Below are 11,326 nucleotides of genomic sequence, written 5' to 3' on the forward strand. Positions count from 1 at the left end.
TCCATGTACTCGACCAGCGTCGAGCCGTAGGACAGCTCGCCGGTCACCAGCTGCGTCTTCGTCTCGAGGACGTGGATGTGGCACTCCGCCCCGTCCCACCCCGCACCACGAACGGAACCGCCATGCCCCTCTTCCTCTCCGACGCCGCCGTGATCACCATGGACCCGGTCTCGGGCGCCGTCCCGATCACGGCGAGCATCCGCATCGTCGACGAGCTGATCGTCGGGATCGGCCCGGGCCTCGTCCCCGAGCCGGGCGACGAGGTGATCGACGGGCGCGACCGCCTGGTCCTCCCCGGCTTCGTCAACGCCCACACCCACTCGTGGGAGTACCTCTACAAGGGCCGCTACGACAACCTGCCGCTCGAGCTGTGGATGCTGCTGTCGTACCCGATCCTCGGGAACAGCCGCGTCGCTCCGGATCTGGTGCGGCTGCGCTCGTCGCTCTTCGCCCTCGAATCGCTGAAGGCCGGGGTGACGACCCTGGTCGACGACGTGCTCGAGAACCCGGACCAGGACGCGGAGCAGCTCGCCGCGGTCTTCGACGCGTACGACGAGATCGGAGTCCGCGCCAACATCTCGGGCCACGTGATCAGCAGGCCCTTCCACGAGACGATGCCGTTCCTCGAGGAGTACGTGCCGGCGGAGATCCTCGATCAGGCGCGGTCGGCGTCGCGCCCGACGACGGAGGGCTACCTCGCCTTCAGCCGCGAGGCGTTCGCGACCCAGCACGGGAGGGGAGGCGGGCGGCTGCGCTACATGGTCGCCCCGTCCGCTCCTCAGCGCTGCGGACCCGAGCTGCTCGTGGGGGCGACCGAGCTGGCGCTCGAGCACGGGGCGGAGTGCCACATCCACGTCCTCGAGACGAAGACGCAGCTGGTGACCGGCGAGCTGTCCTACGGCTCGACGCTGGTCGAGTACATGGATCGGATCGGCGCGCTCTCCCCGAACACGACCTTCGCCCACGGGATCTGGCTCACCGACTCCGACATGGAGCGGATCGCCGCCGCCGGCACGTCCGTCTCGCACAACCCGATCTCGAACCTCAAGCTCGGCTCGGGCATCGCCCCGTGGCGCGCGCTGCACGACGCGGGCGTGAACCTCGGCCTCGGCACCGACGGCTGCTCGAGCAGCGACTCTCCGCGCATGCTCGACGTCGTGAAGGCCGCGGCGCTCCTGCACAAGGTCACGGATCCGGACATCGCCACCTGGCCGACCGTGTCCGAGGTGCTCACGGCCGGCACGATCGGAGGCGCGCGCAGCGCCGTGCTCGACGACGTCACCGGCAGCATCGAGGTCGGCAAGCAGGCCGACCTCGTCGTCTACGACCTCGAGACGCTGAACTTCACCCCGCGCCAGCGGCTCGAGAACCAGCTGGTCTACTCCGAGAACGGCTCGTCGATCGACACCGTGATCGTCGCGGGCCGGGTCGTCGTCTCGAAGGGCGTCTCGACCACCGTCGACGAGGCGGCCCTCCGCGGGGATCTCGCCGCGCAGCTGGGGGAGATCGTGGCCTGGCAGGACTCGCTGGACCGGACGAACGGCGTGCTCACCGAGCCGTTCCGGCGGATGTACGAGCGGGCGATGCGGCACGACACCCCCGTCGACCGCTTCAGCGGCCGCCGGCTGGTCTGAGGGCGGGCCGCCTCCCGGCGGACGCTCGGACGACTCCCGGCTCGGCACCCGGACGGGCGGGGGCGCGGCTCCAGTAGGTTGCGCACATGACGTGGCGAGCAGGAGCGGCGGCGGTGCTCGTCCTCGCGCTCGCCGGGTGCACCGCGCCGACCGACCCCGGGCCGACGACCGGGCCCACGACCGCCCCCGTCTCCGGGCCGGTGGTCGGCGGCTACGGCGACCTGCACGTCGCGCCCGACGGGTCGATGATGTTCTGCTACTCCGACCCCGACCCGGGATTCACGGGCGTCTGGCGCGAGTGCCAGGACGGGATCCGCGCCGTGAACGTCGACCCGGCCGCGATCGACGCGACCCTAGGGGAGACGGCGACGGCCGATCCGGGCGGGCACCGCTGGGTCGGCGCGGCGGCCGGGAAGCGCACCGCCGAGGACGGCACCGACGTCTACACCGTCTTCCTCGCGGGGACGCGCACGGACGACGCCTTCACCGTGACGGCGGTCGGCGAGGGCTCCTACCGCGTGCCGTCCGAGTACCAGGAGCTGCAGCCGGGAGTGCCGGGCGGGTTCCTGGTCCGGCTCGAGCCGATCGGCTGAGCGGGGGCGCCGGCGCGGGCGGAGGAGCCGAGCGGGGTGCAGCGGCCGGGAGGGGCGGAGCCGGCGGACTCGCGCACCCCCCGCCCGACCCTCACAGCGGGCGCGGCCGGTACCGCTCGATCAGCGCGTCGAACAGGCCGTTCATCCGCTCGTCGACCACGCGGCGCGACTCGTCGGCGTCGTACCACTCCACGATCTCGCGGGCGCCGTCGCTGAAGCGCACCGAGGGGGAGTAGGCCGGGACGAGGCGGCGGATCTTCGCGTTGTCGAACACCATCGAGTGCGCCTTGTCGCCGATGATCCCGGCACCGAGCTCGGGGTCGGCCGCGGCGATCGCGTCGGAGGCGACGTGCACGAGGCGCGGCTCGACTCCGGCCGCCGCGGCGAGGTCGCGGTGGATCTCGTCCCAGGTCGGCGTCTCGTCGCCGGTGATGTGGAACGCCTCGCCGATCGCGGCGGAGGCGCCGAGAAGACCGACGAGGCCGACAGCGACGTCGCCGGCGTGCGTGAGCGTCCAGAGCGAGGTGCCGTCGCCGAGGACGACCACCTCCTGGCCGCGGCGCATCCGGTCGACGACGGTCCAGCCTCCGTCGACGGGCAGCGCGGTGCGGTCGTAGGTGTGCGAGGGGCGGACGATCGTGACCGGGAAGCCGCTCGCGCGGTACTCGGCCACGAGCAGGTCCTCGCACGCGATCTTGTCGCGGGAGTACTGCCAGTAGGGGTTCCGGAGCGGAGTCGACTCGGTGACCGGGAGGCTGCGCGGCGGCTTCTGGTAGGCCGAGGCCGAGCTGATGAAGACGTACTGGCCCGTGCGGCCGGAGAACAGGTCGATGTCCTGCTGCACGTGCTCGGGCGTGAAGGCGACGAAGTCGATCACGGCGTCGAAGCTCCGGTCGCCGAGGGCGGCGGTGACGGAGTCGCGGTCGCGACCGTCGGCCTGCACCTCGCGGACGCCCTCGGGCAGCGGGCGGAGCGACGTCCGCCCCCGGTTCAGCACGGTCACGTCGTGGCCGAGCCGCAGCGCCTCGCGGACGCAGGCGGCGCTGATGATGCCCGTCCCGCCGATGAACAGCACGCTGAGCGACATGGATCCTCCTCCGGCGGCGCCCGCGGCGGACGCCTCCCGATCCGATTCCCCCACATCGGGGCGCCGCGCGCGAGGCCCTTGACCCGGCTACCGCTCGACGGGACGCCGTTGCTCGTCCTCCGGCTCGGGGGCGAGCAGCGCCTCCGGAGCGGCCGCAGCGGTCGGCACGTCGGGTGCCGTCCGCTGCTCGAGGGAGCGCCCCCAGGCCGTGCCCGCGAGGATCAGCGCGATGCCGAGGAAGCCGACCGGCGCGATCGGGTCGCGGGCGAGCGCGACTCCGACGACCGCGGCCCACACCGGCTCGGTGCCCAGCAGGAGGCTGACGCGGGAGGGGGAGGTGCGGCGGACCGCCCACGTCTGCACGAGGAAGCCGAAGACGGTGCAGACCAGGACGAGGTAGAGGAACAGGCCGGAGCCCACGGGGTCGAGCCCCGCGACGTACTCGGGGATCGGCACGCCGACGACGAGCGACGCGGCGCTGAAGACGACGGCGCAGGTGCCGAGCTGCACCGTGGTCAGGCGGAGGGAGTCCATCGGCGCCCGCGCCGAGAGGCGGTGCATCGACGTGACGTGCACGGCCCGCACGACGGCGGCGCCGAGGATCAGCAGGTCGCCGGGGGAGAGCGGGCGGAGGGCGCCGTTGCCCGCGAGCAGCGCGACTCCGACGACCGCGACGAGGCATGCGAGCAGGAAGCGGCCCGGGAGGCGGCGCTTCGAGACGGCGGAGTCGAGGATCGGCGTGATCACGATCGTCAGGCTGATGATGAGGCCCGCGTTGGTGGCGGAGGTGCCGGCGATGCCGTAGGTCTCGAGCGCGAAGATCGTCGCGAGCAGCGCCCCGATGGTCACGCCGACCCGCCACTCCGCCGCGGTGATCCGGTGCCGCCGCGCCGCGACGATCACGGCCAGGCACAGGGCGGCGAGGGTCATCCGCGAGCCGAGCAGCGCCATCACGCTGGAGTCGGTGACGAGCTCCTTCGCCGCGAAGTAGGTGGAGCCCCAGGAGGCGGCGACCACGAGCAGGAGGAGGTCGACCCGGAAGCGGGAGAGGAGAGCGCGCACGGCTCATCGTGGTGGCACGGAGACCCGCAGGACAAGACTGCATCTTCTGCGCCGACGCGTAAGTTGGAACTCATGGAACTCGGACAGCTCAGGGCTCTGCGGGAGCTCGGCGAGCGCGGGAGCATCGCCGCCGTCGCCGCCGCGATGCGGGTGTCCCCCTCCTCCGTCTCGCAGCAGATCAGCGCGCTGCAGCGCCGCACGCCGACGGCGCTGACCTTCCGCGACGGGCGCCGGACCGCGCTGACCCCCGCCGGCCGCGCTCTCGCGGCCGCCGTGGTCGAGGTGGAGGTGGCGCTCGAGCGCGCGGCCCGGGCGGTCGCGGACTTCGAGGGGGAGCCGAGCGGCACGGTCTCGGTCGCCGCGTTCCACAGCGCGGGGCTGGCGATGTTCGGCCCGCTGCTGGAGGCGCTGCGCGCACCGGGTCGGCCGGGCGTCGCGCTCGCCGACTTCGACGTGGCGCAGAGCGCCTTCGCCGGGCTGACCGCGGATCACGACCTGGTCGTCGCGCACCGGCTCGCCGGCAGCGCCGAGTGGCCCGGGACCGTGCGCTCCACGCCCCTCCTCTTCGAGCCGCTCGACCTCGCGCTGCGGCGCGACCATCCGCTCGCCGCGAAGGACGTCGTCCGCCCCGCCGACCTCCGCGACGAGGAGTGGGTCGCGGTGCACGAGGGCTTCCCCCTGAAGCGGGCGATCGACGCCATCGCGGTCCTCGCGGGCGGCGACGCGCGCATCCCGCACCGGATCAACGACTTCCTGGTCGCGGCGGCGGTCGTGTCGGCGGGCGACGGCGTCGCGCTGCTGCCGCGGTACACGACCGACCTGCGGCGCACGCCGGAGGTGGTGCTGCGGCCGCTCGGGATCCCGGGGCTCGGCCGCCACATCGACTGCCTCGCCCGACCCGAGACGCTGGAGCGCTCGGCCGTGCGGGCCGTGCTCGAGCAGCTGACCGGGATCGCCGCGGGGCTCGCCGCCGCGCCGTAGCATCGTGCCGTGCACCGCCTGATCGAGACCACGGCCGGAGACCCGGCAGCCACGGACCTCTTCGCCCTGCAGGAGGCCGACCTCCTCGCCCGCTACGGCGGCGACGACACCGGTCCGCGTCCGCCCGCCGACGCTCCGACCCTGCTGCTCGAGGTCGACGGCGGGCTCGTCGGCTGCGTGGCGCTCGCGGTCGAGGACGGGATCGGCGAGATCAAGCGGATGTTCGTGGTGAGCGCCGCGCGGGGCCGCGGGCTCAGCCGGGTGCTGCTCGCCGGCGTCGAGCGGCTGGCGGCCCGCGAGGGCGTGGAGCTGCTCCGACTGGTCACCGGCACGGAGCAGCCGGAGGCGATGGCGCTCTACGCGAGCGCCGGCTACGACCCGATCGCGGGCTACGGCTACTGGGGCGACGAGCCGAGCGCGCGCTGCTACGCGAAGCGGCTCGACCGCGAGGCGCTGCTCGCCGACGCGGGCTGACGCCGGGCTGGCGCTGGGCTGATGCCGGGCTGGCCGTTCGGCCGTCGGGGCGTGACGCCGGGTTGACGCCGGGCTGCCCGTTCGGCCGTCGCGGGCCGGCGCCGGACTGACGTCGGGTTCTGCGCTCGCCCGTCGCGGGCTCTCCGGGCCGCTCTGTCCGGGGTGCTCGCGAGTCGGGCCGCCCGCTCGGAGCTTCCGTATCGGCGAGTCCGACGGGGCATCTGCGACGTCGTGCACGACTGGTCGGCGCTGCGGAGAAGTCGCTGAGGATGAGGCGCGGGGGGCGCGGCGCGCCGCCTCAGGGCAGGTTCGCGCCAGAGCGGCCTCGAGCGGCGTGCCCCGTCGCGGAGCAGGCGACTCTGTCGGAGCGGCACGGGCATCCTCCCGCGCCTCTCACCCGACTCTGCCCCCGATACCCAGGGGTGCACGATGACAGAAGGACTCCGATGCAGAACGAAGACACCAGCACGCCGACCGGCGCCCCCGATCGTCTGACCCAGCGCCGAACCGTGGTGAAGGGCGCCGCATGGGCGATTCCTGTTGTGGCCGCCTCGATCGCCGCTCCGATGGCGTCGGCCTCAACCGCCCCCCAGTGCGCCCTGCAGGACGCGCAGCGCATCGACGCCACCTCGACCACCGCGCTCGCGGCTCGGACGATCCCCGTGCCCGCGGGAACCCAGTGGGTCCGCTTCACGGCGGTCGGCGGAGACGGCGGCGGCGTCCGCACCGGGTCGGACGTCACCAGCGCCGGTGCGCGGGTGACGGGCACCATCCCCGTCGACGCGCTCGGCGGAGCGTCCGAGATCGTCATCACCGCGGGCTCGGGCGGCAGCAACCAGGCCGGCGGCCGGGGGCTCGGCAACGGCGGGGCTCCGGGCACTCCGGGCTACATCGGCTCCGGAGGAGGGGGCGGGGCCAGCGGGATCACCGCCGCGGGCTCCCTGCTCGTCATCGCGGGCGGCGGCGGCGGTAGCGCAGCCGGCTTCACCTCGAACGACTTCACCCGGTCCGCCCGCGTCGGGCCGAACGCGGGGTCCGGCGGTCCCGTCGGCGGCTCCGGCTACGAGAGCGCCGTCTCGCGCGCGGACAGCAGCACCGGCTCCACGGAGCAGGCCCCGAGCACCGGCGGAAGCCAGACCGGGCCGGGGCAGCCCGGTGTGACGACGGTCAACGTGACCGAGACGGTTCTCGGCAGCCCGGGCTCCGGGCGCGACGGCGGTGCCGGCGCAGCCAGGACGAACGCGAGCCGCCAGGTGACCTACGCGTCCGGTGGTGGCGGCGGCGGCTACTTCGGCGGTGCCGGCGGCGGCACCTCCCTGTGGGTGCGCGGTGGCGGCTCCTACGCGGCCAACGCGTCGACGGGCGCAGGAGGCAGCAGCTTCGCCGCGTCCGGCGTGACCGTCGAGAACTCCGACGTCGACACCCGTTCGCAGACGATGGGCTACGTGGAGGTCGCCTTCTTCGTCTGCGAGTAGCGCCTGCCCGAAGGCCAGGTGAGCCTCCGTGGTCGCCCGCTCCGGCGTGCGACCACGGAGGCTCGTCGTCGTCACCGTCCGCTCCACGTCGTCCCCGTCCTCCTGATGTCCCATCACCATATCAGTATGGGGCGGGAGGCGCCAGACCTCACTCCTCCTGCGGCTCCGCGCCGTCGTGCTGCAGGCGCACCAGGACGCGGCGGAGGTGCATCGCCGCGAGGACGCCGGGCCCGAGGGTCCGGGAGGTCGCGGCGGTCCGCTCATCGACGACCTGCACGAGGTGCCGGATCGCGCGGGCCGCGCCCCCGATCGCCCGGTGCGCGGCGGGGGAGCCGGCGTCGTCGCGGTCGATCGCGTCGGCGACCGCCCGGCAGGCCTCGCTCAGCGGCGGGCCGAGCGCCGGATCGAACGGGAGCGCGCCCGGCCGCTCCCAGATGGTGTCCGCGAGGGCGCCGCTCAGATCGCGGACGTGGAAGAGGATCGCGTCGAGCGTCTCGAGGCGGAGGTGGTCGGGTCGGGAGTCGCGCCGGTGCAGCAGCGCGCGCGGGTTGCCCTTGCGGCTCTCGTCCGCGTCCGCGAGGGCCGCGCGGACCTCCACCGCCGTCCGGGCCAGCTCCTCGCCGTTGCGCGCCCACGCCTCGTGCTCGGGCGGCCACGTCTCCTCGAGCGCGGCAGCCAGCTGGCGCAGGTGCTCCGCGAGCTCGCGCTGGAACGCGTCCACCCGGGCGGACGCCGCCTCGACAGTGAGCCCGGGGGCGACGACCACGTTCACCAGCAGCCCCACCACTACGCCCACCGCCATCTGCACGAGGTAGCCGAGGGAGTAGTCCTCGGCGTCGGCCCCGCCGATGATCAGCACGAAGAGGGCCGCCATCGGCACGTACTCGCGGCCCGCGCCGAACCACCCCGTCCCCGAGAGGACCACGCCGATCCCGACGACGAGCGGGATCGTCCACCAGGTCGGGCCGACGGTGACCACCACGAGGGCGGCGAGCCCGATCCCCGCCGCCAGGCCGAGCAGGGTCTGCAGTCCGGTGCGGACCGAGCCCATCAGGGTCGGGTACATGCTCACGAGGGCGCCGAGCGGCGCGTAGTACGGGTACTGCTCCGCGACTCCGGGAGCGAGCGGCGCGACGGCCCAGGCGATGCCGACCGCCAGCGCCGTCTTGAGAGCGAGCATCAGGCGCGAGCCGGTGACCGCCTCCCGCCAGGCGAGGGCGGCGCGGGACGTCCGGGTGCGGGGCATCCCGGCACCCTAGGCGAGGGGCGTGGGCCGTCTCTCCCCTCTTGACAGCGGCGGCGGAGGTGCGGAGTGGCGGCAGAGGAGGGCCGAGGACGGCGGCTCGGGACGGCAGTGCTGGTCACAACTCAGGACGAACGTCCGATCCGGCCCTCCTGATCCGCGCCGTTCCGCGGGGCACCGCGGATCCTTCCTCCGTTGCGAACGCGACCGCGGGGACCGCAGGCGCCGTGAGCCGATGCCACGCCTCTGACGGGGGCCGTTGAGTTTGCGCAACGGCCCTGTTACCGTGAACAAACCGTGCGGCCGGTGGCGTCGGAGACCTCGAGGTGGAGGTCGCGCCGGATCCTGCGAGGCACGGCCAGTTCTTCTCCGAGGTCCACCGGGCCTCTCTCCGCGGCGCCCTCCGGCGCGTCTCCGGAGCCCCTCCGCCCCCGGGGGCGCGCCGCTCACGGTGCGCCTCCGGGCCCCACGCCGCCCTGACGATGGAGTCACGATGACGACCGCACCGACGCCCGCCGACGCCGGGCGCCCCCGATCCGCAGGGCTCCGGCGCCGCCTCACGGCCGGGCTGCTGATCCTGCTCGCCGCGGTGGTGGCACTGCCCTTCACCGCCGCCTCCCCGGCCGTCGCCCTCGGCGAGCCGACCTTCACCAACCCGATCGCTCCGGACACCGCCGACCCCACGATCGAGTTCCACGACGGCAACTACTACATGGTCGCGACGACGTGGGACAACCGTGTCGTGATGCGGAAGGCGCCCACCCTCGCGGCACTCGGCACCACCGCCCCGACCACCGTCTACACCGACACGAACCCCGGCCGGAACGCCAACATGTGGGCGCCCGAGCTGCAGCGGCTCCAGGGCCCGAACGGCTGGCGCTGGTACCTCATGTACACGATGGGGACCGCGGCGAACTTCGACGGCCAGCACCTGCAGGTGATCGAGAGCGCCGGGGACGACCCGATGGGCCCGTACACCTACAAGGGCCGCCCCGTGCCGACCGACCGGTGGAACATCGACGGCGCGTACCTGGAGCTGAACGGCGAGCTGTTCATGACCTGGTCCGAGTTCCAGCCCGGGAACGGCCTCCAGAGCAACTACATCGCCCGGATGTCGGACCCGTGGACCGCGACCAGCACCGGCACCGTCCTCTCGGAGCCGGTCGAGCCGTGGGAGACCATCGGCATGCCCGTCAACGAGGGACCGATCCCGCTGCAGAAGGACGGCCGCACCTGGATCGTCTACTCGGCGAGCTTCTGCGGCACCGAGGACTACCAGCTGGGCACACTCGAGTACGACGGCACCGGCGACCCGGTGCTCGCCTCCTCCTGGACCAAGAGCGACGGACCTGTCTTCTCGAAGGCGAACGGCGAGTACGGCACCGGCCACAACGACTTCTTCGACTCGCCCGACGGCACCGAGACCTGGAACCTGTACCACGCGAACCCCGGCCCGAACGACGGCTGCAGCCGCCAGCGCTCGGCCCGCGCGCACATCGTGGAGTGGACGGCGACCGGTGAGCCCGACTTCGGCGCTCCGCTCGGCACCGCGGCCCGCATCCCCGTCCCCAGCGGCGAGAACGCGCCGATCACCGCTCGCGTCGAGGGCGCCCCGTGGCAGCTCGTCAGCCGCAGCACCGGCCTCTGCGCCACCGTCTCCTCCGCGCAGAGCGGCGACGGCGCAGGCGTCGTGCAGGGCTCCTGCTCGACCCCGCGCGCGAACTGGATGCTCGACGCCACCGGCGAGGGCACCCTCCGCGTGATGAACGCCTCGAGCGGCAAGGCGCTCGGACCGGTCGGCTGCGCCACCGGAACCGCCGGGCTCCAGCAGTCCGCATGGCTCACCACGAGCTGCCAGCAGTGGACGGTCGCCCCGGCCACCGGCGGCTACTCGACCCTGACGAACCGCACCAGCGGCAAGCTGCTGGAGGCGTCCGGCCCGACCGTCCGCCAGGCGGCCGCCACCTCCGCCGCGGCTCAGGAGTGGGTGCTGCGCCCCGCCGGACCCGTCGCCGTCACATCCTTCGTCACCGGCAAGTCCTTCGACCTGCCGAACTGCTCCACGGCCGACGGCGCCCTGCTCCAGCAGCAGGACTGGCTCGGCTCGCCCTGCCAGCGCGTCACCTTCGGCTCCGCCGCCGACGGCGCGCTCGAGATGCACCCCGTCTCGGCCGCCGCCAAGTGCCTCGCGGTCACCGGGGGCTCCACCGCCGACGGCGCGACCGTCACCCAGGGCGCGTGCGGCGTCACGGGCAGCAGCTGGCGCCTCCGCCCGGGCAACGACGGCACCGTCGAGCTGCGGGCCGCGCACAGCGGCAAGGCGCTCGACCTGTCGAACTGCTCCGCGCAGAACGGCACCAGGATCGGTCAGTGGAGCGTCCTGAACAACGACTGCCAGCGCTTCCGCGTCTCGCTCGGCGCCCCGGCGTCGACGGTGCCGCTGCAGCCGGTGGCGACCTCGGCCGCGCGTTGCGTCGCCGGCAAGGTCGTCGTCACCACGGTCGTGAGGAACGCGGACGACCTGCCCGTCGACGTCACGATCGGCACCGGCACCGCGGCGAAGCGGGTCACCGCGCTCGCCGGCGGAGTGAGCACGTCGACCGCCGTGACGACCCGCCAGGCGAGCGTCCCGGTCGGATCCACGACGGTCGCCGTCGCGGGCACCGACGATGCCGGCCGCACCGCGACCGTCACCGCGAGCCACCCGGCGCTCACCTGCGGCTGATCCTCCTGCCGGTCGAGCAGCCGGCGCAGCCGCCCCCACCATGCCGGTCGAG

Annotated in this window: 9 protein-coding genes; 6 read left to right on the forward strand and 3 right to left on the reverse strand. The window is 73.9% G+C overall.

The window, feature by feature from the left end; genetic code table 11:
* The coding region (locus C5D66_RS15330) for an amidohydrolase (protein ID WP_308471822.1) at positions 1-1,634 on the forward strand (1,634 nt) is incomplete at its 5' end.
* An 86-nt stretch (positions 1,635-1,720) separates the two neighbouring features.
* Positions 1,721-2,227: a hypothetical protein gene (locus C5D66_RS15335; RefSeq protein ID WP_146079256.1), complete on the forward strand. Its 507-nt coding sequence runs from the start codon at positions 1,721-1,723 to the stop codon at positions 2,225-2,227.
* Positions 2,228-2,318: 91 nt separating this feature from the next.
* Here C5D66_RS15335 and C5D66_RS15340 read toward each other — a convergent pair whose 3' ends face one another.
* On the reverse strand, positions 2,319-3,314 hold the full coding sequence (locus tag C5D66_RS15340; protein ID WP_104326985.1) for an SDR family oxidoreductase: 996 nt from the start codon (positions 3,312-3,314) through the stop codon (positions 2,319-2,321).
* A gap of 87 nt (positions 3,315-3,401) precedes the next feature.
* Positions 3,402-4,376 (reverse strand): DMT family transporter, encoded by a 975-nt coding sequence (locus C5D66_RS15345; RefSeq protein ID WP_219814341.1) that lies wholly within the window; start codon positions 4,374-4,376, stop codon positions 3,402-3,404.
* Between the two features lie 72 nt (positions 4,377-4,448).
* On the opposite strand from C5D66_RS15345, the gene C5D66_RS15350 reads away from it, so the two are divergent.
* From C5D66_RS15350 to C5D66_RS15360, 3 genes are all read left to right on the forward strand, one after another.
* Positions 4,449-5,357: a LysR family transcriptional regulator gene (locus C5D66_RS15350; RefSeq protein WP_104255617.1), complete on the forward strand. Its 909-nt coding sequence runs from the start codon at positions 4,449-4,451 to the stop codon at positions 5,355-5,357.
* A 9-nt stretch (positions 5,358-5,366) separates the two neighbouring features.
* Positions 5,367-5,831 carry a GNAT family N-acetyltransferase gene (locus tag C5D66_RS15355; RefSeq protein WP_104226986.1) on the forward strand — a complete coding sequence of 155 codons (465 nt, stop codon included), beginning with the start codon at positions 5,367-5,369 and terminating at the stop codon, positions 5,829-5,831.
* Positions 5,832-6,277: 446 nt separating this feature from the next.
* On the forward strand, positions 6,278-7,306 hold the full coding sequence (locus C5D66_RS15360; RefSeq protein WP_146079257.1) for a hypothetical protein: 1,029 nt from the start codon (positions 6,278-6,280) through the stop codon (positions 7,304-7,306).
* Positions 7,307-7,454: 148 nt separating this feature from the next.
* On the opposite strand, the gene C5D66_RS15365 is transcribed toward C5D66_RS15360, so the two are convergent.
* Complete coding sequence (locus tag C5D66_RS15365; protein ID WP_104255619.1) at positions 7,455-8,552, reverse strand: aromatic acid exporter family protein; 1,098 nt, start codon at positions 8,550-8,552, stop codon at positions 7,455-7,457.
* 490 nt (positions 8,553-9,042) lie between these two features.
* Here C5D66_RS15365 and C5D66_RS15370 point away from each other — a divergent pair, with 490 nt between their 5' ends.
* Positions 9,043-11,274, forward strand: a complete 2,232-nt coding sequence (locus C5D66_RS15370) for a family 43 glycosylhydrolase (RefSeq protein ID WP_104255620.1) — start codon at positions 9,043-9,045, stop codon at positions 11,272-11,274.
* The last annotated feature ends 52 nt before the right edge of the window (positions 11,275-11,326 follow it).

The organism is Rathayibacter sp. AY1B4, assembly GCF_002932815.1.
Lineage (GTDB): Bacteria > Actinomycetota > Actinomycetes > Actinomycetales > Microbacteriaceae > Rathayibacter.

Bases quoted from the DNA above. Each gene is read 5' to 3' on its own strand.
- C5D66_RS15335 (WP_146079256.1), top strand. From the start codon at position 1,721: ATGACGTGGCGAGCAGGAGCGGCGGCGGTGCTCGTCCTCGCGCTCGCC.
- C5D66_RS15340 (WP_104326985.1), bottom strand. From the start codon at position 3,314: ATGTCGCTCAGCGTGCTGTTCATCGGCGGGACGGGCATCATCAGCGCC.
- C5D66_RS15350 (WP_104255617.1), top strand. From the start codon at position 4,449: ATGGAACTCGGACAGCTCAGGGCTCTGCGGGAGCTCGGCGAGCGCGGG.
- C5D66_RS15360 (WP_146079257.1), top strand. From the start codon at position 6,278: ATGCAGAACGAAGACACCAGCACGCCGACCGGCGCCCCCGATCGTCTG.
- C5D66_RS15365 (WP_104255619.1), bottom strand. From the start codon at position 8,552: ATGCCCCGCACCCGGACGTCCCGCGCCGCCCTCGCCTGGCGGGAGGCG.
- C5D66_RS15370 (WP_104255620.1), top strand. From the start codon at position 9,043: ATGACGACCGCACCGACGCCCGCCGACGCCGGGCGCCCCCGATCCGCA.